General features: G+C 69.1%; 19 protein-coding genes. 7 read left to right on the forward strand and 12 right to left on the reverse strand.

The features are described 5' to 3' along the window. The first annotated feature begins 71 nt into the window (after positions 1-71). Both QRX60_RS39415 and QRX60_RS39420 read left to right on the forward strand, forming a co-directional pair. Positions 72-458 carry an SCO5389 family protein gene (locus QRX60_RS39415; protein WP_285996547.1) on the forward strand — a complete coding sequence of 129 codons (387 nt, stop codon included), beginning with the start codon at positions 72-74 and terminating at the stop codon, positions 456-458. A 94-nt stretch (positions 459-552) separates the two neighbouring features. Further along, positions 553-795 (forward strand): sigma-70 family RNA polymerase sigma factor, encoded by a 243-nt coding sequence (locus tag QRX60_RS39420; RefSeq protein ID WP_285996548.1) that lies wholly within the window; start codon positions 553-555, stop codon positions 793-795. 386 nt (positions 796-1,181) lie between these two features. Here QRX60_RS39420 and QRX60_RS39425 read toward each other — a convergent pair whose 3' ends face one another. Together QRX60_RS39425 and QRX60_RS39430 are read right to left on the reverse strand one after the other, a co-directional pair. Then, a complete protein-coding gene (locus QRX60_RS39425) occupies positions 1,182-1,631 on the reverse strand; it encodes a hypothetical protein (protein ID WP_285996549.1) in 450 nt (149 codons plus the stop codon). Then, positions 1,628-2,149: a hypothetical protein gene (locus QRX60_RS39430; RefSeq protein WP_285996550.1), complete on the reverse strand. Its 522-nt coding sequence runs from the start codon at positions 2,147-2,149 to the stop codon at positions 1,628-1,630. The genes QRX60_RS39425 and QRX60_RS39430 overlap by 4 nt, the downstream gene beginning before the upstream one ends. An 898-nt stretch (positions 2,150-3,047) precedes the next feature. Here QRX60_RS39430 and QRX60_RS39435 point away from each other — a divergent pair. Next, a complete protein-coding gene (locus QRX60_RS39435) occupies positions 3,048-4,487 on the forward strand; it encodes a non-reducing end alpha-L-arabinofuranosidase family hydrolase (RefSeq protein ID WP_285996551.1) in 1,440 nt (479 codons plus the stop codon). Positions 4,488-4,798: 311 nt separating this feature from the next. Here QRX60_RS39435 and QRX60_RS39440 read toward each other — a convergent pair whose 3' ends face one another. The 4 genes from QRX60_RS39440 to QRX60_RS39455 are packed head-to-tail and all read right to left on the reverse strand — an operon-like array spanning position 4,799 to position 12,094. After that, entirely contained in the window at positions 4,799-6,199 is a 1,401-nt protein-coding gene (locus tag QRX60_RS39440; RefSeq protein ID WP_285996552.1) for an endo-1,4-beta-xylanase, read from the reverse strand. Continuing rightward, on the reverse strand, positions 6,196-7,710 hold the full coding sequence (locus tag QRX60_RS39445) for an arabinofuranosidase catalytic domain-containing protein (RefSeq protein WP_285996553.1): 1,515 nt from the start codon (positions 7,708-7,710) through the stop codon (positions 6,196-6,198). The genes QRX60_RS39440 and QRX60_RS39445 overlap by 4 nt, the downstream gene beginning before the upstream one ends. 34 nt (positions 7,711-7,744) lie before the next feature. Next, complete coding sequence (locus QRX60_RS39450) at positions 7,745-10,135, reverse strand: ricin-type beta-trefoil lectin domain protein (RefSeq protein ID WP_285996554.1); 2,391 nt, start codon at positions 10,133-10,135, stop codon at positions 7,745-7,747. A 27-nt stretch (positions 10,136-10,162) separates the two neighbouring features. Then, complete coding sequence (locus QRX60_RS39455; RefSeq protein WP_285996555.1) at positions 10,163-12,094, reverse strand: alpha-L-fucosidase; 1,932 nt, start codon at positions 12,092-12,094, stop codon at positions 10,163-10,165. Positions 12,095-12,473: 379 nt separating this feature from the next. Here QRX60_RS39455 and QRX60_RS39460 point away from each other — a divergent pair, with 379 nt between their 5' ends. The 3 genes from QRX60_RS39460 to QRX60_RS39470 all read left to right on the forward strand — a co-directional run bounded on the left by QRX60_RS39460 (position 12,474) and on the right by QRX60_RS39470 (position 14,943). Then, the gene (locus QRX60_RS39460) at positions 12,474-12,656 is read left to right on the forward strand and encodes a hypothetical protein (protein WP_285996556.1); all 183 of its coding nucleotides are present in this window, start codon (positions 12,474-12,476) and stop codon (positions 12,654-12,656) included. Between the two features lie 127 nt (positions 12,657-12,783). Continuing rightward, complete coding sequence (locus tag QRX60_RS39465) at positions 12,784-14,421, forward strand: glycoside hydrolase family 27 protein (protein WP_285996557.1); 1,638 nt, start codon at positions 12,784-12,786, stop codon at positions 14,419-14,421. A gap of 261 nt (positions 14,422-14,682) precedes the next feature. Continuing rightward, positions 14,683-14,943, forward strand: coding sequence for a PHB depolymerase family esterase (locus tag QRX60_RS39470; RefSeq protein WP_286003794.1), 261 nt, complete (start codon positions 14,683-14,685; stop codon positions 14,941-14,943). 109 nt (positions 14,944-15,052) lie between these two features. Here QRX60_RS39470 and QRX60_RS39475 read toward each other — a convergent pair whose 3' ends face one another. Beyond that, positions 15,053-15,238 carry a hypothetical protein gene (locus QRX60_RS39475; RefSeq protein ID WP_285996558.1) on the reverse strand — a complete coding sequence of 62 codons (186 nt, stop codon included), beginning with the start codon at positions 15,236-15,238 and terminating at the stop codon, positions 15,053-15,055. A 59-nt stretch (positions 15,239-15,297) separates the two neighbouring features. On the opposite strand from QRX60_RS39475, the gene QRX60_RS39480 reads away from it, so the two are divergent. Then, positions 15,298-15,570 (forward strand): cellulose binding domain-containing protein, encoded by a 273-nt coding sequence (locus QRX60_RS39480; protein ID WP_285996559.1) that lies wholly within the window; start codon positions 15,298-15,300, stop codon positions 15,568-15,570. A gap of 68 nt (positions 15,571-15,638) precedes the next feature. On the opposite strand, the gene QRX60_RS39485 is transcribed toward QRX60_RS39480, so the two are convergent. From QRX60_RS39485 to QRX60_RS39505, 5 genes are all read right to left on the reverse strand, one after another. After that, positions 15,639-17,090 carry an arabinofuranosidase catalytic domain-containing protein gene (locus QRX60_RS39485; protein WP_408630289.1) on the reverse strand — a complete coding sequence of 484 codons (1,452 nt, stop codon included), beginning with the start codon at positions 17,088-17,090 and terminating at the stop codon, positions 15,639-15,641. Between the two features lie 67 nt (positions 17,091-17,157). Then, on the reverse strand, positions 17,158-18,177 hold the full coding sequence (locus tag QRX60_RS39490; RefSeq protein WP_285996561.1) for a LacI family DNA-binding transcriptional regulator: 1,020 nt from the start codon (positions 18,175-18,177) through the stop codon (positions 17,158-17,160). 68 nt (positions 18,178-18,245) lie between these two features. Continuing rightward, positions 18,246-19,613, reverse strand: a complete 1,368-nt coding sequence (locus tag QRX60_RS39495) for an RICIN domain-containing protein (protein ID WP_285996562.1) — start codon at positions 19,611-19,613, stop codon at positions 18,246-18,248. Beyond that, positions 19,610-20,956 carry an extracellular catalytic domain type 1 short-chain-length polyhydroxyalkanoate depolymerase gene (locus QRX60_RS39500; RefSeq protein ID WP_285996563.1) on the reverse strand — a complete coding sequence of 449 codons (1,347 nt, stop codon included), beginning with the start codon at positions 20,954-20,956 and terminating at the stop codon, positions 19,610-19,612. The genes QRX60_RS39495 and QRX60_RS39500 overlap by 4 nt, the downstream gene beginning before the upstream one ends. After that, on the reverse strand, positions 20,953-23,814 hold the full coding sequence (locus QRX60_RS39505; RefSeq protein WP_332845797.1) for an RICIN domain-containing protein: 2,862 nt from the start codon (positions 23,812-23,814) through the stop codon (positions 20,953-20,955). Before QRX60_RS39505 ends, QRX60_RS39500 begins: the two co-directional genes overlap by 4 nt. Between the last annotated feature and the right edge of the window lie 31 nt (positions 23,815-23,845).

Below are 23,845 nucleotides of genomic sequence, written 5' to 3' on the forward strand. Positions count from 1 at the left end.
CTCCCTACCGCAGCGACTCGATGTGTGGCACAACTGACGATGACAATCACCGTCAACTACTAGGAGTGCTGGTGTCTCTCACCGTTCCGGCCGAGCTGCTGAAGCAAGCCCAGGAGGGCGACGTCCGCGAGGATGACTTCCTCCGGTGCATCCAAGAGTCGCTGCCGTACGCATGGTCGGTGGTGGCGGGTACCGCCGAGAAGGTCAACGCCAACGGCGCGGCAGTCGAGATCAACGAGGACGTTCCCCGGAACGACACCGAGTGGGGTCAGCTCTTCCGCCTCATGGCTAGCGACTCGATGCGAGCGGCCGTCGAGAAGAAGTTCGGCGTGCGCCTGGCCTTCCAGAACTGCTGCAAGGTCGGAGTCTTCGCCCCCACCGCCACGGCCGAGTACAACGAGTTCACCTCCGCCCGCGCCCAGGTCCTCAACCAGAAGCCCGAACTCCTGAACTGCTAGCCTCGATGGACGAACGCCCCGAGACTGCCGAGCAGGGCCAAACTCGCAGTCTCGGGGCGTTCCCATGCCTAGCCAGCCCGGAGGAGCCATCACCGTGGACGAGGACGAGTTCGAGCGCGTTCACCACGATCCGGACCCGATCCGGCGGGCAAAGCGGTCAACGGCGCTGATCGAGACCTACATGGGCCGCGTGGCCGAGCTATCGCGCCTACGCAAAGAGGCGATCGAGCAAGCCCACGACGACGGCGGGATGAGCTATACCGAGATTGCTGCCGCCCTGGGCATCACCAAGGGCCGGATCACCCAGATTCGCTCTCAGTCCACGCCATCGTCCTGACTGCCGCGACGTCCGACAAAACCGGTGTGTTCAGAGTTTCTTTTCTTGTTCAAGGCGGCCCCTCCGGGGCCGCGCCGCTATCGGCCGGCACGCGCGGGGCCCGCCTCCGGCACCCACGCGACCGGCCGGCGGCTACACCGGGGGCCGCAGCTCAAGAAGAAGGATGTCCTCGCCGGACGGGCAGGTCTCCGAGATGGCCGAGTCGAGCGCGGCGGTTGCGTCCGTGTGCGGCCAAACGGCATCTCGACGACCTCCCGGAGGGCTATCACGCCGCGTCAAGGGGGCAGCCGAGCAGGTAGGCGACGGTCGAGCGGGAAGTGCCCCCTTGACACAGCGTGATCGGGCTGCGCCAGGTCGACGAGATGCCGAAAGGCCACCCACTCGATTTATTTCCAGACCGTAGTGGCTTCCGCATCGAAATCTTCCTCTTGGGCAAGCTCGACTGAATCGCCAATTGAAACAACACTTTGATCCGGAGAAATTGATTCCCCTGCCGACGGGTCTCGCCTCAACGTCTCGTAGCGAGTTTCCCATTTAGGAGGCTGGAACGCATTAGCGAGACTAACTCCTTCAAACCTGCCCCCCACATTCACCTTGCGAGAACGGAAGGTTCGAGCGATGCAGAATCTTTCGGCAACCTCGACGGCGCGAATCAGCACCTTAACTTTTGCAATCTGGCCAATCACTTCGTTGGTATCGGGATCAAGAACCTCAACGGGACTTCCTTTAACTCGGAAGACCATGCCCTCTACAACCCCATGAAGTGACCCGCGATTGATGATCAGTTCACGATCGCTCGTCACCTGGGCAACCTTACCAACGATCTCATTCGTCACTTTTCCACCTCGTTTCCAGTGGAGGCCGTCGGCATACGCGATCCCCTGGTCTCATACCTACGGAATTCATCATCGTAAACATCCTGAGCCAAGTCGCCCCAGTCTTCAATCGAGGTCGCCGTTGACTGAATTTCTGACCGTAGGTTATCCGCCATATTCTCAAGCCAATCTGCGACTCTATTTGGGTCGTGCGTTCCTCCCCGAACCGCCGCATTCCGAATCGAGTCAACCTGACCCTCCGTCCGAACAACCATTACTCGAAGCCGGAGAATCTGATCAAACTTACGACGTATCGCAGGCCGAGCTTGATTTCGCACCGCCTGACGAGAGGAGTCGACAGAGAGAATGGACCCCAGAGCCGCACCGGCAATAGCAGAAAGAACCTGAGCCCCTACAGTCCAAGGCTTGTCAAGATTGCCGACCACAAGGAGAACGGCGCAGACAAGAATCACGGCAGCAAGAACGAAGGCGAGCAGCTTCCGCTTCCAGCTCGTCGCATCCACGCTTCCCTTGACCACCCGGCCATCTTCTCACGTCAGTATGCAGAGCGTAGTGACGACTCGTTGCATTGCAAAGAGTAGCACTGTCGCTACTTTCAGTAGTACCAGGAGGGGTGGGCCGATCGGACCGCGCTACCGGGTGCCTGCACACAGACGAGTACTGACAGCCCACATTCTGCCCACACCGCACCAGCGAGCGACGATAGATGATCACGACCAAGGACCCAGAACATGCCTGCACAACGGCAATAGCCAAGCAGACGCGCACGTCCTCGATCCAGTGAGTAAGTGCAAGGGGTCGCAGGTTCAAATCCTGTCAGCCCGACCGGATAGGCCACGTTCACACAGGTGGACGTGGCTTTTTTCATTCCCCAGGTAGCTCCGGACGCGACTCAGCCCCGGGGCTGCCCACATTTTGCCCACACGCCCCGGGGCTGATCATCACCTCGCCGTTCGCGCGGTCACCGGTCAGTACGGCGGCGAACCGTACCAGGCTGGGCAGTTGCTCACGTGAGAACTCTTCGAACTGCACGCCCCTCAAGATGCCGCTGCGACGCGGGTCTGTTGCAGTTGCGCTCACATTGGCCGGAGGTCGTCGGCGAGGCAGAGCAGACGCATCCCGTATACAATATGCAGTGCGCTTCTCACCGTCTTGCGGCGCGAAGGCATGTAACTTTCACAACTCGGCAGTCCTTTGTGTACCAGGGATCTGGTCTTGAGGTGGCCGGGCCGCTCGGCCCGGCGCCCGGTCGCCGGGTGCGCGAGCGCACGGATTGACAACTCTTCTCTCGGCAGTTCACGCTGGCGCGACGCATGTTAGCGATAACAGTCGTCTCACTCACGGAAACACCGAGCTGAACGTGCAACGGCAGGAGCAAGCGGAAGTGGACCTGAAGCCGGCCGGGAGAAGATTGTCATGAACAAAAGAGTCATCAGCCGCGGGAGTCGATCCCTGATCGCTTTACTCGGCGCCACGACGCTGGTCACGCTGGGGGTGACGCTGGGAGCCAACACGGCGCAGGCCGACGTCACCGGCGCACTGCGCGGTGTCGGGTCGGGCCGGTGCCTGGACGTACCGAACGCCAGCCAGGCCGACGGCACCTCCCTGCAGATCTACGACTGCTCGGGCGGTGCGGGCCAGCAGTGGACGTCGACGGCCGGTGGCCTGCTGACGGTGTACGGCGGCAAGTGCCTGGACGTCCCCGGCAGCGCGACCACCGCCGGTACCCGCGTGCAGATCTGGACCTGTCACGGTGGAGCGAACCAGCAGTGGCGGGTGAACTCCGACGGCACGGTGGTCGGCGTGCAGTCCGGCCTCTGCCTGGACGTCACCGGCGCCGGCACGGCCAATGGCACGGCGGTGGAGATCTGGACGTGCAACGGCGGCAGCAACCAGAAGTGGACGGGCCTGTCGACCACCCCACCGACCACCACGACCACGGGAAGCGGCAGTTGCTCGCTTCCGTCGACGTACCGCTGGTCGTCGACAGGTGTGCTGGCGACGCCCAAGAACGGATGGGTCTCGCTCAAGGACTTCACCAACGTCGTCTACAACGGCAAGCACCTCGTCTACGCGTCGAACGTTGCGGGATCGTCGTACGGCTCGATGGCTTTCAGCCCCTTCACGAACTGGTCCGACATGGCCTCGGCCGGCCAGACCGGGATGAGCCAGGCCGCCGTGGCGCCGACGTTGTTCTACTTCGCGCCGAAGAACATCTGGGTGCTGGCGTACCAGTGGGGCGCCTGGCCCTTCATCTACCGCACGTCGAGCGACCCCACCAACCCCAACGGGTGGTCCTCGCCGCAGGCGCTGTTCACGGGCAGCATCTCCGGCTCCGGCACCGGCCCGATCGACCAGACCCTGATCGCCGACGGCTCGAACATGTACCTGTTCTTCGCCGGCGACAACGGCAAGATCTACCGGGCGAGCATGCCGATCGGGAACTTCCCGGGCAGCTTCGGCTCGAACTACACCACGGTCATGAGCGACTCGACGAACAACCTGTTCGAGGCGGTCCAGGTCTACAAGGTTCAGGGCCAGAACCAGTACCTCATGATCGTCGAGGCGATCGGCGCGAACGGGCGCTACTTCCGCTCGTTCACCGCGAGCAGCCTGAGCGGTTCGTGGACCCCGCAGGCCACCAGCGAAAGCAGTCCCTTCGCGGGCAAGGCCAACAGCGGCGCCGGCTGGACCAACGACATCAGCCACGGTGACCTGGTCCGCAGCAACCCGGACCAGACCATGACCGTCGATCCCTGCAACCTGCAGTTGCTCTACCAGGGGAAGTCCCCCACCGCCGGCGGCCCCTACGACCAGCTGCCGTGGCGGCCGGGTGTCCTGACGCTGCAGCGCTAGCCGGCCCACCCGACCGGAAGCTGTCCCGCCAGGAGCCCCAGCCGCCCAGCGGCTGGGGCTCCTTCCGGTCGGCGTGTCGTCCTTGCGGGAAGCCCTGACTGCCGGAATGGGGCGAGCGCGAACCGGTGTCAGCGCCGGTCATGCGCACCTGCGGTACGGCGCCGAGGAGCCGGCCAGGATTCCGGCGTACGACTGGAGCGAGGCCGCAGGCCGGCAAAGCGCAGGCTGGGTCCGCCGAACCGGGTCAGGTCCGGCGGACCCAGCCTGCGTGTCTTCAGGTCAGGTGCCCGGTACCGCCGAGGTCGGCGGTCCTACCTCCACTGCTGGTTGGCCCCGCCGTTGCAGGTCCAGATGATCACGGCGGTCCCGTTGGCGGTCGCCGCGCCGCTCACGTCCAGGCACAGTCCCGACTGGCCGTTCGTGAGGGTGCCGTTGGGGTTCGACGTCCACTTCTGGCCGTTCCCGCCGGTGCAGTTCGCGATCACCGCAGCGGTGCCGGCGGCGGCCCCGCCGCCCGCGGTGTCCAGGCACCGCTGCGAGTCACCGGAGTAGACGGTCAGCGCCCCGGAGCTCGTGCGGGTCCACTGCTGGTTGGTCCCGCTGTGGCAGTCCCAGATCTGCAGCGAAGTGCCGGCCGCGGTCGACGAGCCGGGGACGTCCAGGCACCGGTTCGCGGCCACGGCACGCAGCGTGCCGTCACCGCCGTTCCCGCCGCCAAGCACGTCGAGGACGGCGGTGTAGGCCTGTTTCTTGCCGTAGTTGCCGTCGAAGAGCAGCGGCGTGTCGCTCGATCGCCACGAGTACTTGTCCGTGACACCCCAGACGGTGATGCCGGTGCAGCGCGAGACCGCCATGCACGCCTGCGTGACCTGCCGGTACACGTTCGCCTGGCCGGAGCCCGAGCCGCCGACGTCCAGCTCGGTGATCTGCACGTCGACACCGAGGTCGGCGAAGCGCTGCAGGTTCGCCTGGTAGCTGCTCAAGGTGGAGTTCGAGCCGAGGTGGCTCTGGAAGCCCACGCAGTCGATCGGCACACCCCGGCTCTTGAAGTCCCGCACCATGGTGTAGATGCCGGTGCTCTTCGCGTTGACGCCGTCGATGTTGTAGTCGTTGTAGCAGAGCTTGGCGTTCGGATCCGCCGTGCGGGCGGCACGGAAGGCGTCCTCGATGTAGCCGTCCCCGAGCTTCTGCTGGAACACCGACTGCCGGCGGGTGCCGTTCTCCTCGAACGCCTCGTTGACGACGTCCCACGCGTAGAGCTGGCCCTTCCAGTGCCCGGCCACCTGGCTGATGTGGTTCTGCATCGCCGACCGCAGGTTGCTCGCGTCCAGTCCGCTCACCCACCCGGCCAGCTGCCCGTGCCACACCAGTGTGTGCCCGCGGATCTTCATGCCCCGGCTCCTGGCCTGGCTGACGATCTGGTCCGCGGGCCCGAAGTTGAACTGGTTGCGGTTCGGCTCGACCGTGGCCCACTTCATCTCGTTCTCCGGGGTGACGCCGGTGAACTCCGCCGTCCACGTGTTCACGTACGCCGCCTCACCGAGGTGGCTCGTGGAGATCGCGGCACCGAAGTACCGGCCGCTCTGCGCCGCCGCGGCCCCGAGTGTGCTCGCCGCCGCGGCGGTGCCGGGGACCAGGACCAGGGAAGACGCCGCGAGGGCGGCGGCCGCCGCGGTCCGGGCGCCCCGCCACCGGGATGGGCTGGTGGTCATGGGAACCTCGTTCCGTCGTCGATGGTGGTCATCGCCGGGGCCTGACCCAGCGTCCACTGCTGGTTGCTGCCGCCGTTGCACGTCCACAGCTCGACCAGTGCGCCGTTGGCCGTGGAGGCGCCGGTCACGTCCAGGCACAACCCGGACTGAGCACCGGTGACCGTGCCGTTGGAGTTGACGGTCCACTGCTGGTTGGCCTGGCCGTTGCAGGTCCAGGTCACCACCTTCGTGCCGGCCGCGGTCCCGTTGCCCGAGGCGTCCAGGCACAGCGTCGTCCCGCCGATCGTGACCGTCAGCTGGTTGGACGACGTGCGGGTCCACGTCTGGTTCGGCTGGCCGCTGCAGCCGTAGATCTGCAGCTGGGTGCCGGATGCCGTGGTGGAGCCCGGCACGTCGAGGCACTTGCCGGCGCCCACCGCGTGCAGCGGCCCGGTGCCGGTGCTGCTGCCGCCACTGCCGTACCCGGCGGCGGTGATGTTGGCCTGCACGGCGTTCTCGGTGGCGTCCGACGGGTAGCCGGAGGTCATCACGCCTTCGTAGAAGGTGCCCGCGGACCCGATGCTGTTGTCACCACCGGTGCCGAGGATGATCGCGCCTTCCTTGCGCATCGGGTTGTAGCCGGACACGTTGGGGCGCGGACCGTTGTAGAACGTCGAAAGGCCACCGGACTGCGCGTTGCCGCCGCGGATGGACCAGTGGTTGGCCTCACCCTTGAGGATCGCGGTCAGGTACCGGTGGTTGATGGTGGGGTCGTTGGCGTTGTAACCGGCGTTGACGCCGGAGTAGAGGCCGTTCTCGAGGTCGGACATGATCCACGGGCCTGGCCCGGCGCCGTACCCCCAGACCTTGATGTTGCCGAAGTAGATGGCCTCCATCGTGCCGTTGCCGTTGTCCCGGCTGTTGCGCTCGGCGTTGCCGTAGTCGAAGCAGCAGCCGCCGTTGTAGTGCGTGCCGTCGAAGATCGCGTACATACCCTCCGGCTGGTCGCCGGTCGCCGTGCCGGTGGCGTTGTTGTTCCGGTACCCGGTGCCGGGAGCCACGAACACGCCGTAGGCCCGCTGGCCGCCGATGGTGATCGGGGCGGCGGTCGCGTTGGCCAGGTTGTCGTACCCGCCGGCCGCCGGGCCGGAGAACCCACCGGGCGGGGCCTGGGTGAGGCGGTTGTTCCGGCCGGACTGGTCGTAGATGACGGTGATGAGGCAGGTGGTGCCGGCGCAGAACGAGTCCTGGGCCGCGGCGTTCGCGACGCCGCCCGCGCTGAGCAGCCCGATGTCCCGGGTCGTGTTGTCGGAGCTACGGCGGACCTGGTACAGAGCGCCGTTGTACGCGCCGTACAGTGCCCGCGTGGTGGAATGCGCGGCCACGCACGGCGTGCCGCCGGCGGCGTAGAGGTCGCACGGCCCCTGCGTCGCGGCCTGCGCCGGCGCAGCCGGGCCGGCCAGTGCGCCCGCGGCGAGCGCCGCGGCTGCCGTGGTTCGCAGCAACCTTCCCCATCGTGCTTTCGCGGCCATCAGCGAACTCCTTTGTCCGGAAGAGATGGTCCTGCTAGCTCCGGGCCCACTTCTGGGCGCCGGCGCCGGTACAGGTCTGCAGGGTCACCGGGGTGCTGTTGCCGGTGCCGCCCCCGTTCGGGCCGAGGCACAGTCCCGATTGGACACCGGTGATCGTGCCGTCGGCGTTCGCGTTCCACTGCTGGTTGGTGCCGCCCGTGCAGTCCCAGATGATCGCCCGGGTGCCCGGCGTGGTGGCCGCGCCTTCGGCGTCGAGGCACTTGGCGCCGTACACCTGCAACTGCTTCCCGGAGGTCAGCGTCCACTGCTGGTTGCTGCCGCCGTTGCAGTCCCACAGCGCGACCTGCGTGCCGTTGGTCTGCGACACGCTCGGGACGTCGAGACAGCGGCCGGAACCGGTGTTGCGCAGCACGGAGGTGGACCCGCCGCCCGAGCCGGCCACGGCGAGGTTGTCGAACTGGGCGGTCTCCCCCTGGCTCGTGCCGAGCCCGGCCTGACCGGCCGGGAACGTGGTGTCGGTGACCGTCCCGAGCACCGTGCCGTCGACACCGGCGGTGATGGTGCTGCCGGAGAAGCCCAGCGACAGCTGGTGCCAGCGGTTGGTGCCCAGCGCGGTCGTGGTGCCGCTGCGCAGCGTGGTGACCTGCTGGCTGGTGTTGTTGCGCTGGATCGACCACGCGCCGGTGTCGCTGACCCGCAGGTAGTACGCGTTCAGCGCGCCCTGGTTGCCGGTGTCCTGCGAGCCGGCCCGGCCGATCAGCTGGACGTACCCGGGCTTCTCCAGCAGCACGTCCGCGTTGACCGTGTAGTTGCTCCAGGCCACGTTGCCCAGCAACGCGTACGGATCGGTGGTCTTCTTCCAGGGGATCGCCTTCTGCGGAGCGGCCTGGCGCACGCACGTGCCCGAGCGGCCGGCGGCGCAGGCGGACGTCTCGAAGGCGCCCTCCATGTCCATCAGGTACTTGGCCTCCTTGCCCGCTGCGTACCCGTCGAAGTCGTCGCTGTAGGGCAGGTTCAGCGATCCCTGCGACGGACTGGTCGCGGTGCCCTTGCCCTGGCCGGTGGTGGTCGTGACGGTGTAGAGGTAGCCGGGCTGAGCGGTCAGGGAGAACGAGCCGCCGGACGGGGTGATGTCCATGCCGTGCACGAAGAAGTCCGCGGGGTTGTTCGAGTTGAGGTTGGTCGCCCACACGTGCACCTGGCCGGTGGACACTCCCCCGGTGGCGGTGAAGTTCAGCGTCTGGGCCGAGGTGGCGTCCATCGTCTCGATGATCGTGCTGTAGTCACTGGTGTTCGGCGACTTCAGCGAGACATAGCTGCCGTTGGCGCGGTTCCCGCCGAGGTAGCCGCTGGAGGCGTCGAGGTACTTCCAGCCGGGCGCGGTGAACTGGGTGGTGTGCGCCAGCGCCCAGGCGTCCTTCCCGACCGAGTAGTAGCCGGACCACGGCTGGTTGGCCAGCACCAGCCCCACAGTCGGCCAGGGGATGTTCGGCGTGGTGGCGGCGATCAGGTCCCAGTTGAGGTACGCGGTCATCTTGCCGTCGAGGTAGACGCGGTTGATGCCGCGGGCGAGCGGCTTGGCGCCGTCGTTGTAGTCCTGGGAGCCGTTCTCGCTGGACCACAGCGTCTTGCCCGTGCCGGTGACGTTCGCCGGGACACTGCAGGACGTCTGTGCGCTGAGGTAGCCGCAGGTGTAGTGGGCGCTGAGCACGTCGGTCGCGTCGCGGTAGGCCGTGTTCGTCGAAATCGCGCTCACGGGTCCCCAGTCCCCCGGCCACGAGTCACCGGAGATGAGCTTGACGGCGTTGTACCCGTTGGCGTTGAGCGCGGTGCGGATCGTGACGGTCCAGTCGGCGCTCCACTGCTTCTCGTTCTGGACGGTCGTGAGGTAGTCGATCGTCAATCCGTGCTGCTTGGCGCACCCGAGCCAGGAAAGGTAGTAGCCGGTCAGGTCGCTGGAGAAGAACGTGCCGTTGCCGATCCAGCCCGGCGCCCCCCAGGGCAGGCCCACGAGCTTGATGCCGGGGTTGCGCGCCTTGGCCTGCTCCATGATCCACCACTCGTAGCCGCGATTGCAGTCGAGATCACCGCGGAAGTGGGCGTGGCTGGGCTCCGCCCCGCTCGTCGAGTTGGTGTCCCCGCCCATCTCCACCTTGAGGATCTGCAGCGCGGCGCCGTACCCCGGCTTGAACAGGTAGTCGAGGATCTGGCCGCGCTGGGGCTCGGGGTAGTCGACCAGCAGGCGGCTGTTGCCGCCCCCGCCGCTGACCGCCCCGACGCCGTCGAACGTGCGCCCGGCCGAACCGCCGTTGATCGTGATCGAGGTGGCGGCCTGGGCCGGCGCGGCGCCGACCACCAGGCCGGCAGCCAGGACGACCGCCGCGGCCATCGTGGCTCTCACCCTCCGGAACAGGGTTGCAGGCATGACAGGTCTCTCCTCCGACGCCGGGGTTCAGACGGCCGTGACGGTCCACTGGTTGTTGGTGCTGCTGTTCGGGGCCCACAGGACGACGGTGGACCCGGCCGTGGTGTTGCCCGCGCCGTCGAGCGCGGTGCCGGTGCCCCGGTTGACGATCTGGTAGCGCCCGTTGCCCAGGCCGGCCAGCCGCCACTGCTGGCTGTCGCCGCCGTTCCAGGCCGCCTGCACCGCCGTGACGCCGTTGCCGGTCCGGCCGCCGCTGTCGGCGACCATGCCGTTGGTGCGGTTGACGATCCGGTAGTACCCACTGCCGAGGTCGGCCAGCTGCCATTGCAGATTGGCGGAACCGTCGTAGGACCACTGCTTGAGCACCGACCCGGACGCGACGTTCCCGCCGCTGTCGAGCACCAGACCGGTGGTGACGTTCGCGATCCGCACCCAGCCCGTGGGCACCGGACCGGACCCCGGGGCCGGGATCTGGCCGGAGAAGGTCAGCTTCACCACGTACGCCGGAGCGCTGAACGGCGCCGTGGCCGACGGCAGCCGGATGTGCAGCCCGGAGCCGTCCTGGGTGCGGTCGGGCAGGTCGGTGTAGGAACCGGCGGTGGGGCCGAGCAGCTGCACGGTCTTCAGCGAGGCGAGGTTGATCCGGCTCGAGCCGAGCGTCGTGATGTCCAGCGTGCCGCCCGGCCAGCCCAGGACCGTGGCGTACAGGACGGTGCCGTCCTTGCTGCGCGTGAACCGGATGTCGCGGTTGGTGCCCTCGCGCGGGGTCGTGAAGGAGCCGCCACCCATCTGCGTCGGACCCTCGCCGTAGGCAGACCACGCGCGGGTGGCGTAGATCGACTCGCCGAAGCGGGCGAGGTAGTCGCCGAGGCCGAGCAGGATCGTCCGCTGTCCCGCGGGGATGGTGCCGTCGGCCATCGGCGCGATGTTCAGCAGCATGGTGCCGTTCTTGCTGACGCGGTCGATCAGCGCGTGCAGCATCGCCTTCATCGAGTAGTAGCCGATGCCGGCCGTGTAGCACCAGCTGGAGCTGGAGATGCTGTCGTCGGTCAGCCAGTACGGGTTCTGGATGTCCCCCGGACCGCCGCGCTCGAAGTCGAAGACCTCGCCGCGGTCGTTGAAGCCGTCCTTGTAGGTGGCGACGACGTCCTTGTTCCACGCGACGGCCTGGTTGAAGTAGTACGCCAGGAAGTTCAGCCGCCGGGACTCGTCGACGCGGGGGAGGTTGAAGTCCTGCCAGAGCAGGTCCGGCTGGTAGCCGGCGACGACCTCGGCGAGTTTGTCGTACCAGAGCTGGTTTTCCGCCGGCGAACCCAGCTGGCCGTAGAGCTTGCGCAGACTGGCGTCCGACTGCGCCGGCACGTGGTCGTAGTAGCCGGTGAAGTGGTAGGCGTGGTGCAGGGAAACCATGAACTTGAGGCCCCGCTCGCGGATCGCGTCGGCGTGCAGCCGCACCAGGTCCAGCCGCGGCCCCTTGGCGACCGAGTTCCACTCGTTGACGGCACTGTTCCACATCGAGAAGCCGTCGTGGTGCTCGGCGACGGGTCCGGCGAACCTGGCACCGGCGTCGGCGAACAGCTGCGCCCACTCCGCCGGGTCGAAGTTCCCGCCGGCGGACTTGAGCTTCGGCGCGAACTGGACCCAGTTGCCCGCCTTGTCCCGGGCCCCGTTGACGAAGTTGTGGTACGGCCACGCCGACGGGTCGCCGTACACGGCCTTGTGGTGGTTGTTCTCGCTGGACCCGCCGACGTACATGGTGCGGGGGTACCACTCGTTGCCGAACGCCGGGACGCTGAAGACACCCCAGTGGAAGTAGATGCCGAACTTGGCGTCCTGGAACCACTCCGCCGCGGGCGGATGCTGGTCGACCGATGACCAGGTGGGCGTGTAACTGCCCGGACCGGCGGTGGCCGAGGCGATTCCGCCACGCAGGAGCCCGGCTGCCGCCGCGCCGCTCACCGTGATCAGGCCCAGTATCGTGCGACGGCTGAACTCGGGCATGGCGCGAAAGCCTCCTCGGCTCCAAAGGATTGAGTTAGCGCTAACATCACTCCGGTTGCCGACGACTGCCCGTTTCCGCCACCGCGTCCCCCGCGTCGCGGCGACCTCGGACCACCGGAACCGATAACATGTTCTAGGCGCAGCCGACGTCGCCGGTCAAGCCCGGCGCCGAGCCGGAATCGAGGCAGGCGACGAAACCCCAGCGTGCACCGCACGGACGGGGTGTAACTTTCATGCATCCCGGCGACTTCTTGTGAGCGTGAACATCCCCGTGGCACACTGCTGCTCGCCTGGCTCTGGAGCGCGAGCAACGGTGACGACAACCGAAGGAGCACCCGTGGAAGTCGCGTCCCCACCTTCGGCGATCCTCGAGCCCCGGCGTGCCCTCGCGCTGATCGCCGGACTGCCGTGCGCCCCGGGGTTGTTCCCGGCGGTGGCCCGGGCGGACGGCACCGGGGGCACTCCGGCCGGCAGCTGCACCGTCCCCGGCACCGGCGGCAGCGGCTACCTGTTCCCGTGAACTGGGGGCAGTTCGCCGCCTGACGCCACGACCGTGGCGGCCGGCCCGGGTGAACGAGCGCTTCGGCATCGCCGGCCGCCACCACTTCGCGCCGGTTCCGCCTCCCACCACCTGAGAAGGGGCCACCATGCCCGCTCGACCGCGCCACCGCGTCCTGCACCTGCTCACCGCCGTGGCCACCGCCCTGGCCGTGGCCACCGTGACACCAGCCGCCGCGGCCGCGCCGGGGAGCCCGGCGCTCACCCCGCCGCTGGGCTGGAACAGCTGGAACAGCTTCGGCTGCGGCGTCACCGAAACGGCCATTCGCCAGGCGGCCGACGCGATGGTCTCGTCGGGGATGAAGGACGCGGGCTACCAGTACGTCGTCGTCGACGACTGCTGGTTCGACCCGCAACGCGACTCCCAAGGCGCTCTGCGCGCCAGCCCGTCGAAGTTCCCGAGCGGCATGAAGGCCCTGGGCGACTACATTCACGGCCGTGGCCTGAAGTTCGGCATCTACCAGGTGCCGACCGACCGCACCTGCGCCCAGCGCACCGGCAGCTACCCCGGCTCCACCGGCAGCGCGGGCCACGAAGTCCAGGACGCCCGCACGTTCGCGTCCTGGGGCGTGGACTACCTCAAGTACGACTGGTGCTCCCCCGCCGGCACCCGCGACGAGCAGGTCGCCCGGTTCACGGTGATGCGCGATGCGGTGCGCGCCACCGGGCGCCCGATCGTCTACAGCATCAACCCCAACAGCTACCACGCCATCACCGGGGACAAGTACGACTGGGGCCAGGTCGCGGACCTCTGGCGGACCACCGAAGACCTGCTGGACATCTGGCAGAACGGCAACACCAACAGCTACCCGATGGGCGTGGGCAACGTCCTCGACGTCACCGCCCCGCTGGCCGCGCAGGCCGGTCCGGGACACTGGAACGACCCGGACATGCTCGTGGTCGGCCGGCCCGGGCTGTCGCTGACCGAATCCCGCGCCCACTTCGCCCTGTGGGCCCTCATGGCCGCGCCGTTGATGGCGGGCAACGACATCCGCACGATGTCGGCCGACATCAGCGCCGTGCTCCGCAACCCGCGGCTGCTGGCGGTCGACCAGGACCGGCTCGGCGCCGGGGGCCGCCGGGTGCGCGACGACGGCGATGTCGAGGTCTTCGCCAAACCCCTGGCCGACGGCTCGGTCGCGGTCGGGCTGCTCAACCGCGGCAGCGCCACGACCACGGTGAGCACCACCGCGGCGCAGATCGGGCTGTCCGGCACGGCGTTCACTCTGACCGACCTGTGGACCGGCGCCACGTCCGCGGCCGGCGCCCCGATCACCGCGAGCGTCCCGTCGCACGGCGTCGCGGCTTACCGGGTGTCCGGTGGTTCCCCGCTGAGCGCCACGACGTCACGGCTGCGCGGCACGGGTTCCGGCCGCTGCCTCGACGTCGACAACGCCTCGACGGCCGCCGGTGCGGGCACGCTGATCTGGGACTGCCAGACCGCGGCGAACCAGCTGTGGACGAGCTGGGAAACCGGCGAAGTGCGCGTCTTCGGCGACAAGTGCCTCGACGCCGACCACCAGGGCACCACCAACGGCACCCGGGTGATCAGCTGGCCGTGCACCGGGCAGGACAACCAGAAGTGGACGTTCGGTGCGGACGGCTCGATCCGCAACGTCCATTCCGGACTGTGTCTGGACGCCGAAGGCGCGGGCACCGCCAACGGCACCCACGCGATCCTGTGGAGCTGCAACGGCCAGCCGAACCAGCGGTGGAGCCGCGCCTGAACCCACCGAAAGGAGATCCACGGTGGCCGGACTGAAAACGACGTTCGTCGCCGTCCTGCTGCTCGCCGTCACGGGGACCGCCGCCCCGCCCGCGGCGACCGCGTCCCTGGTGGAGGTGACCGGCTTCGGCGCCAATCCGGGCGGGATGCGCATGCACGTCTACGTGCCCGATTCGCACCCCGCCCGGCCGGCGGTCGTGGTCGCCATGCACGGCTGCGGCGGCTCAGGCCCTGGTTTCTACTCGGGCAGCGAATCGCGTCGCTGGCCGACCGGTACGGGTTCCTCGTCGGCTACCCCAGCGCCCAGCAGGAGGCCGGCTTCGGGAAGTGCTTCGACACGTGGTCCGACGCGGCGAAGCACCGCGGCGGCGGCAGTGACCCGGTCTCGATCGTTTCGATGGTGACCTACGCCGAACAGCACTACGGCGGTGACCCCAGCCGGGTCTTCGCCACCGGATCCTCTGTTTCGCCGGCGCCGCCGGCTACCCGCCGGGGGCCGGCAAGTGCACCGGCGGCACCATGAACCGGTCTCCGCAGCAGTGGGGCGACGCCGTCCGCCAGGCATACCCGGGCTACAGCGGCCCCCGTCCGCGCGTCCAGCTGTGGCACGGCATCGCCGACACCCTGGTGCCCTACTCGCTGCTGCAGGAAGAGATCGAGCAGTGGACCGACGTGTTCGGCCTGAGCCAGGCGCCGACGTCCACCGACACCCCGCAGCCCGGCCGGCAACGCCGCCGGTACGGCGACACCGTGGAGGCGTACAGCATCGAGGGTGCCGGGCGCAGCCTGCCGTCCACCGGGCTGACCGGGCCGGTCACCCCGCCCCCCGGCCGGCTCGTGCGCGGTCACGGCCACCGTGTCCGCGTGGAACACCGGCTTGACGGAGAACATCACCATCACGAACACCGGCGGCACGGCGATCGACGGCTGGTCCCTCGTCTTCACCCTGCCGGGCGGCCAGCGGGTCACCTCGGGCCGGGGTGCCACCTACTCCCCCGCCTCGGGTCAGGTGACGGCGCGCAACGCCGCCTACAACCCGGTACTCGCACCGAACGCCTCGACCACGATCGGCTTCCAGGCCACCCATACCGGCGACCCGGCCGCGCCTTCGGCCTTCGCGCTCAACGGCACCTCCTGTTCCCTCCGCTGACCCGGTGAGCCGGACGCCCGAGCCGTCCACCACGGCCCGGGCGTCCGGTTCTCCCCCGGAAGGCAGCCTCAGCGGTATCCGGCGGCGACGATGTTCGCCTGCACCGCGTTCTCGGTCGCGTCGGACGGGTAGCCCGCGACCATCGCCCCTTCGTAGAACGTCCCGGCGCTCAGGTTCGCGCCCCCGCCCGGCTTGCAGCAGTCACCTCCGCTGCCGAGCACGATCGCGCCCTGCTTCTTCATCGGGCTGTACCCGTTCGGGAGTCCCCCGTCCCACAGCGTCGTCAAGCTGCCGGACTGGGCGTCGCTGCCCTTGATCGCGAACCGCGACGTGCCGTTGTTCTTCAGCACCGCCGTGACGAACTTGCTGCCGAACGCCCGCTGGTTCGGGTTCCACGTCTGGCTGCCACCGGGGTACAGCCCCCACTCGAGGTCGGCCTGCACCCACGGGCCGGTGCCGGAGCACCCGCCGAACCAGCACTGCTTGCCGAAGTTGAGCGCGTCCATGGCTCCGGCGGCGTCGGCCTTGCGGGTCGTTTCGCTGTTGCCGTAGTCGAAGCAGCAGCCGCTGTTGACGTGCGTCCCGCTGGTCACCATGTACATGCCCTCGGGCGCGCTGCCGGTGGGCACGCCGGTCGAGTGGCCGTCCCGCCAGTAGCTGTTGCCCGGGTTGATGTACAGGGAATAGGCCTTCCGGCTGCCGATCGTGAGCGACTCCGTGGCCGACTTCGCCGGACTGCTCTGGCTGGATCCCGGAACCACGCTCGATCCCTGGTACCACAGGTCGTTCCCCCGTCCGGACTGGTCGTAGACCACCGTGGTGACGCAGGAAGTGTTCGCGCAGAAGGAGTCTTGGCCCGCGGCGTCGGCGGCACCACCCGCCGCCACGACGCCGACGTTGCGGGTCGCGTTGTCGGAGGCGCGCCGGACCTGGTACAGGTTTCCGGTGTAGGAGCCGTAGAGCGCGCGAACCGTGCTGTGCGCCGCGATGCACGGCGTGCCGCCCGAAGCGTAGATGTCGCACGGGCCCGCGCCGGCCGGTGGCGGGGTGCTCGTGCTCCACCGCTGGTTGCTCTGGCCGTGGCACGTCCAGAGGATGACCGCGGTGCCGTTGGCCGTCCCGGCTCCGTTCACGTCGAGGCACAGCCCCGACTGGACCCCGGTGACCGTCCCGTCGGAGTTCTGCCGCCACTGCTGGTTCGCCCCGCCGGTGCAGGACCAGATGATCACCGCCGTCCCGGGCGCCGTCTGGTTGCCGTAGGCGTCCACGCACCGCGTCCCGCTCATGGCCCGCAGTTCCCCGGCGGAGCTGAACTCGAAGGCCTGGCTCGCCTGGCCGGTGCAGTCCCGGATCTCCAGCGCCGTTCCCGCCGTGTCGACGCCGCCCGTCACGTTCAGGCACCGCCCCGACGCCGCGCTCGTGAGGGACGTCGTCGCCGCGGATGCCGGTGCCACGCCGGTCAGCGCGACCGCCAGTACCGCGGCCACGACCAGGATGGCGCGCACCGGGTCGACTCGAATGGTCACGAATCCTCCTTCGAGCACTGCGGATCACCCCGCAGGCGATTGTTAGCGCTAACAGTAGGTGTCAGGCTGTCGCGCGCAGGATGAGCTTGGTGTCCAGCACGGCACAGCGGGGCGCGGCCGAGCCGCCGAGCATCGCGAGCAGCTCACCCGTCATCCGGGCACCCATCTCTTCGATCGGCTGGCGGACGGTGGTGAGCGGCGGATCCGTCCGGCGGCCGATCGGCAGGTCGTCGAACCCGATGACGGCCACGTCGCCGGGCACCCGGCGTCCCGCGCGGTGCAGGGCCCGCATCGCGCCGACCGCCATCATGTCGGAGGCGGCGAAGATGGCGTCGACGTGCGGCCTGCGGTCCAGCAGCCGGGTGGTGGCGTGCTCGCCGGAGGCCTGGCCGAAGTCGCCGAACACCACCAGGCCGCGGTCGGCTTGGCCGGCGCCCACCACCGCCTGCCGGTAGCCGAGCAGCCGGTCCACGCCGGCGGTCATGTCCTGGGGGCCGGCGATGGTCGCCACGGTGCGCCGGCCGGCGTCGATGAGGCGCTGGGTGGCCCGCTGCGCACCACCCCGGTTGTCCACGTCGACGTACGACGAGCAGCCCCCGCCCCCGACCGGGCGTCCGCCGAACACCACCGGGATGCCGAGCCAGTCCAGGTCGAGCGGACGGCGGCCGTGCATGCCGACGACGAGGGCCCCGTCGACGTGGCCACCGTCGAGGTACCGCACCACCGGCACCTGGTAGTTCTCCGTCGCGGGCACGGTGAGCAGGACGAGCTGCAGGCCCGCTTCGGTCAGCTCCTTCCCCGCGCCGGCGGAGATGCGGGCGAAGAACGGATCGGCGAACAGCCGCAGCACCTCCTCGCACACGACCAGCGCGACCGATCCGGTTCGCCCCGCGGTCGCCCGCGCGGCTCTCTGCCGGGCGTACCCGAGAGCCGACATCGCCGACTCCACCTGCTTGCGCGTTTTCGGCCGGACCCGCGGAAAACCGTTGAGCACGCGAGACGCGGTGGCGGTCGACACCCCGGCCTCCCGCGCGACGTCGGCCAGGGTCGGACGGAGCTGGGGCAACTCGACGGACGACACGTTCGCTCTCCCAAGACGTCTTTGTCTCTGCAGGGCTCGATCGAGGATACCGCCGGGTAGCGGGCACCTCAGGCGCGCTGGACCCGGAATCGCTGGTTGGCCCCTCCGGTGGCCGTCCACTGGGAGACCCGCGCGCCGTCGGCGGTCGAGGCGCCCCAGACGTCCATCGTCAGGCCGCTCATGCGGTTGACCAGGCCGACGACACCGCCACCCAGGTCGACCACGCGCCACTGCTGGGCGGCGGACCCGGAGTCCGGCTGCTGGCTGATGTCCGCGCCGGTGCCCGAACCGGCCACCTGGAGCACCAGCCCGCTGTGGTGGGCCCGGACGCGGTAGTAGCCGTCGCCGGAGTCGAGGAAGTCGAACTGCTGGTTCTGCCCGCCGGTGGCCGGCCACTGCTGCAGCAGGGCGCCGGCCGCGGTGGAGACGCCGCTGACGTCCAGGAGCTTGCCGCTGTGCTCGGCCGTCAGGGTGTAGTTCACCCCGACCTGCACCGGCGACCCGGACGGCGGGGTCGACGAATCGAACTGCGTGATGAACTTCCACACCTCGCCCGACGTCCAGGTCTGCCAGCCGCTGCAGGTGCACCCGTCACGCGGGCCGGGGTCGTGGCCGCCGTCGAACGCGGCCCAGACCACCGGGTACCCGGCCCGGCAGCCGGAGTAGGCGGTGACGATGTGGGTGTGGCTCCCGCTCGAGGGCTCTGGCGGGTTCTGCGGGGTGCACCCGTTGTTGCGGACGAACTGGTCACGCAGCGACCGTCCGGACGCGATGGGCAGGACGTTGTCCCCGATCCCGTGCATGCCGATGTACGCGACCGCCTGGGTGCCGCCACTGCATCCGCTGAGGTTCGCCCCGGAGTAGACGGCGACCGCCCGGAAGACCGTCGGCCGCGCGCAGGCGAGCGCGTAGCTCATGGCTCCGCCGTAGCTGAAACCGCCCGCGAAGACCTGCGACGTGTCGACGCACAACGCCGCTTCGAGCTGCCTCAGCAGATCGTCGATGAACGTGACGTCCTGGCCACCCGGATTGGCCCAGCCGTTGCCGTTGCCCTGGGGCGCCACGAAGATCGTGGTGTTGCCCGCGGTGTCCGCGAGCCGCCGGAGCCCGTAGTAGGACCAGTTGTAGCCGTCGGTCCCGCCGGAGTCGACGTCGTTGGCCGTGCCGCCACGCCAGTGCAGCCCGACGAACAGCCGGTACGGGTGACTGCTGTCGTAGTTCGCCGGAACCCGCAGGATGTAGCTGCGGTTCTGGCCGCCGCTGGAGATCGTGTGGTTGCCGCTCGCCAGGCCGGGAGCGGTCCCGCAGCCCGCGGTGCCCGCGGCGGCCACCGACGGCGACGGCACGCCGGGGACGGCGGCTTGGGCGGTGCCGATTCCGGGCGTTGTCAGCAGCGCCCCGATCGCGACGGACGCGAACAGACGTCTGAACCTCATCGTGCGGCTCCTTCCACTGGTCGGTTCCGGGTCCATTGCTGGGTGGTTCCGTAGGTGCAGGTCCCCAGCCGCACGGCGGTGCCGTTCGCGGTCGCGCCCGCGGCGAGCTCCAGGCAGAGCCCCGACTGCGTCGCGATGATGGTGCCGTCGGAATTGGCCTGCCACTTCTGGTTGGTTCCGCCGTGGCAGGCCCAGATGATCGCGGCCGTGCCCGGAGCTGTCCCGCCGCCTTCGGCGTCCAGGCAGCGCAGTGCATCACCCGAGTAGACGGTCAGCTCCCCGGCGGCGGTGGTCGTCCACGTCTGGTTCGTGCCGCCGTGGCAGTTCCAGACCTGGGTCCGGGTGCCCTGGGTGGTCGACTGACCGGCCACGTCCAGGCACCGGCCCGCGGCCACCGAGCGCACCGGGCCGCCGGTGGTCCCGCTCCCGCCGCTGTCGAGGCCGAGGAAGGAGAGGGCGTACGCGAGCATTCCCGCCTGCGGCAGGGTGTGGCCGGTTCCGGCGATCGTGATGCCCTCGACCGGAGCCTGGGTCCCGGTGCCGCCGTACCGGTTGCGGGTCCACGACGACTGGGGGTGGTCGGTGGCCGACGGCGTCTGGCTCAGTCCGCGCAGGGTGGTCCACTGCTTGATCTCTTCGCCGTAGTTCGGGTACGCCAGGGTGGTGTCCTGGTTCCCGTGCCACAGCTGCATCCGCGGGTAGGTGCCGGTGTAACCGGGGTACATGGCGTGCGCCTGGTCGGCCCACTGCTGCGCGGACTTGACGACGTTCCCGCCCGCGCACTGGCTGTTCCACAGCGAGCCGTCGGTGGTCGCGAAGCACCCGGCGGGCACGCCGGAAAACGCGGCACCGGCGGAAAAGACGTCCGGGTATTCGGCGGCCAGGACGTTCGTCATCATGGCGCCCGAGGAGAAGCCGCTGACCACGATCCGTCCCGGGTCCACGTCGTAGTGCTGGCGGGTCCAGGCCACCATCGCCATGATGCCGGTGGAGTCACTGCCGCCGTCGCGCGTCAGACCCGCTTTCGTGGACACGTCGAAGCAGTGCCCGTCACGGGTCGCCTCGGGCACGACGACGAGGTAGCCGTAGCGGTCGGCCGCCGTCGCGTAGTCGTGCCCGTTGCCGTTGAAGATCGCGCTCGCCGAACCACCGCAGTAGTGCACCAGCACGAGCAGAGCCGGCTTGGGCGCCACGTTGTCCGGCACGTACAGGTACATGCCGAGGTCGGTGGGGTTGGCGCCGAACCCGGTGACGCGGGTCAACGCGGCGGCTTCGGCCGGCCGGGCGGTCAGGAACACCACTAGGAGCGGCAACAGGAGGAGGAACGCGAGCAGACGCTTCATCGCAGGCTCCACTGCTGGTTGGCCTGACCGCCGCAGGACCAGAGGATGATTTTCGTGCCGTTGGCCGTGCCTTGGGCGTTCGCGTCGAGGCACAGCCCCGACTGGACGCCGGTGATGGTGCCGTTGGTGGTGACGTTCCACTGCTGGTTCACCTGGCTGTGGCAGTCCCAGATGATGACCTGCGTGCCGTTGGCCGTGCCTTGACCGGAGGCGTCCAGGCATTTGTTCCCGTAGACCATCAGCTGCTTGCCGCTGGTGTAGGTCCACTGCTGGTTGGCGGCCTGGCTGCCGCAGTCGCGCAGCTGCACCTGGGTCCCGTTGGCCGTCGAGGAGTTCGGCACCTCCACGCACCGGCCGGACTGCGTCCCCACGATCTGCTTGCCCGACGCCGGGGTGCCCGGCTGACCGACGCCGGAGCCGGTGAAGTGGACCCAGTTGACGTTGAACAGGTAGGCGGCTCCGCTCTGGCCGGCGGGGTTGCGGGCCACGAAGTAGAGCTTCCCGGTGCCGGTGGGCGGGCTCGCCAGGCTGACCGCGAAGTCCTGCCAGTTCTGCCAGCCGCCGGTGCCGGTGATCGGCACCGAGGCGACCAGGGCGCCGTCCGGCGCGTTGCGGCGCACCTCGAGCGTGCCGCCGGAGCCGCCCGACGACGCCCGGACGTCCAGACCGGTGATGTTGTCCAGGGCGATCGGGTCGAAGGACCACCAGTCGCCGTCCTGGACGAACGCCGCGCTGCTCCCGCCGCCCATCGGGTCGGTGGCGGCCTCCACGGTGACGCCCGCGGTGTCGGTGCCCTTCCCGTCCGCGGTGCGGCCGGTGGCGGTGAAGAACTCGGCCTGCTTCACCTCGGGTTGCAGGATCGCCTGGGCGCGACCGGTGATCGGGCCTGCTCCCCCGGCACCGCCCTTGTCCGTGTAGGACGCTTCGACGACGTAGAAGATGTTGTCGTTTTCGTTGTGCCCCGAGGAAAGCGTGGTCTGCACCTCGGCGGTGCAGCCGTGGTACTGGTCGAGCGGGTGCCCGTGTTCGTCGTGGCCGAGGTAGGCCTGGATGGTCACCTGCGAGCAGTCGATCGTCCCGTCCTCGGGATCGGCGACCGTGGCGGCGAAGTTCACCTTGTCGCCCCACTCGAACAGCCCGCCGGCCGGTGGGGTGGTGATGGTGACCGTCGGCGCCGTGTTGCCCGCGGTGATCGCGACACTCGCGGTCCCGGTGGCCCCGGCCGAGTTCGTCACGGTGAGCACGGCGGTGTAGTTGCCCGCGGCGAAGGTGTGGCTCGGGTTCGCCGCGGTGGAGGTCGTGCCGTCCCCGAAGTTCCAGCTGTAGCGCAACGTGGAGCCACCCGGGTCGGCCGAGCCGGCGCTGGAGAAGTTCACGGTGAGCGGGGCGGGCCCGCTGGTGCGATCCGCGGTGGCCTTCGCGACCGGTGCGGCGGAGCCGCCACCGAGGTAGTCGATCCGGTCGATGGACGCGTCGCTGTTCCCGCCGCCGTACCCGGTGCCCCATTCGATGACGTAGAGCGCGCCGTCCGGGCCGAACTTGAAGTCCATCGGCCGGTTGAACTTCACCGACGGCAGCAGCGGGTCGATCGAGGTGACGTTCGTGCCGCCGCTGTCGAGCTGGAAGGTGTACATCGAGCTGGTGTTCCACTCGGCGAAGACCGCGCGGCCGTCGAAATCCACCGGCCACTTGCGGGTGGACGCGAGGTTCGGGTCGTACCGGTAGACCGGCCCGGCCATCGGCGCGCCGCCGGACAGCTGCGGGAAGTGCGCCGGGTCGGCGTTGTAGTGGTAGTACACCTGCGCCGGGACGGCCGGCGGAAGCTTGGTCAGGCCGGTGTTGTTGGGTGAGCTGTTGGTGGGGCCGCCGGCGCAGTCGAACTGCGCGCCGGACGCGCCGGTGGCGAAGTCGTACTGGTTGTAGGGCAGGTTCGGGCCGATGCAGAACGGCCAGCCGGCGTTGCCGGGCTTGCTGACGACGTCCCATTCCACGGTGTTCTGCGGGCCGCGGCTCGAGCTGGCGTTCGGCGCGTCCGGGCCGTAGTTGGCCACGAGCGGGTAGCCGGTCTTCGGGTCGAGGCCCATCCGGAACGGGTTGCGCTCACCCATCGTGTAGATCTCCGGGCGGGTGCCGGCCGTCCCGGGTGCGAACAGGTTGCCCGGGGGGATCGTGTAGGTGCCGTTGGTTTCCGGGTGGATCCGCAGGACCTTCCCGGACAGGCTGTTGGTGTTGCCCGCGGTGCGTTCGGCGTCCCAGTACGCGCGCCCGGAGCGCTGGTCGAGCGGGCTGTAACCGTCGGAAGCGAACGGGTTGGTGTTGTCCCCCGGCGACAACCACAGGTTCCCGTTCTTCTTGTCGATCACCAGGCCCGCGCCGTGGTGACAGCATTCGGCTCGCTGCACCGGGACGTTCAGCACCTGCTTCTCGGTGGATTGGTCGATCGTGTCGCCGTTGACGGTGAACCGGCTCAGCCGGTCGACGTCGGCGCCGTTGGGCGACCAGTAGACGTACACCCATTGGTTCGTCGCGAAACCCGGGTCCACCGCGATGTTTAGCCCACCGGACTCGTTGGCGGTGAAGACGTTCAGATGCGTCGAGAGGACCGTGGTGCCGTTGGGCTTGACGACCTTCACGTCCCCGAGCCGGTCGATGTAGAACACCCGCCCGTCCGGGGTCACGTCCAGCGCCATCGGGTTGGCCGTCTCGGTGTGCAGGGTGACCTTCTGGAACTTCGAGTCCGGCGGCAGCGCCGCCGCGGCGGCCGGGCCCACGGGGGTCGTGAGCACCGGGACCAGGGCGGCGGCCAGGACTCCGGCCACCGCCAGCGCGCCGCGCCGCAGCGCGGAAAATCCGGGCATGACGAGTCTCCTCGAGGCAGACGGGTGGAGC

Source organism: Amycolatopsis mongoliensis (genome assembly GCF_030285665.1).
Classification (GTDB): Bacteria; Actinomycetota; Actinomycetes; order Mycobacteriales; family Pseudonocardiaceae; genus Amycolatopsis; species Amycolatopsis mongoliensis.

Coding starts and splice junctions, on each gene's coding strand:
- QRX60_RS39435 (WP_285996551.1), top strand. CDS start 3,048: ATGAACAAAAGAGTCATCAGCCGCGGGAGTCGATCCCTGATCGCTTTA.
- QRX60_RS39500 (WP_285996563.1), bottom strand. CDS start 20,956: ATGAAGCGTCTGCTCGCGTTCCTCCTCCTGTTGCCGCTCCTAGTGGTG.
- QRX60_RS39440 (WP_285996552.1), bottom strand. CDS start 6,199: ATGACCACCAGCCCATCCCGGTGGCGGGGCGCCCGGACCGCGGCGGCC.
- QRX60_RS39445 (WP_285996553.1), bottom strand. CDS start 7,710: ATGGCCGCGAAAGCACGATGGGGAAGGTTGCTGCGAACCACGGCAGCC.
- QRX60_RS39465 (WP_285996557.1), top strand. CDS start 12,784: ATGCCCGCTCGACCGCGCCACCGCGTCCTGCACCTGCTCACCGCCGTG.
- QRX60_RS39495 (WP_285996562.1), bottom strand. CDS start 19,613: ATGAGGTTCAGACGTCTGTTCGCGTCCGTCGCGATCGGGGCGCTGCTG.
- QRX60_RS39505 (WP_332845797.1), bottom strand. CDS start 23,814: ATGCCCGGATTTTCCGCGCTGCGGCGCGGCGCGCTGGCGGTGGCCGGA.
- QRX60_RS39450 (WP_285996554.1), bottom strand. CDS start 10,135: ATGCCTGCAACCCTGTTCCGGAGGGTGAGAGCCACGATGGCCGCGGCG.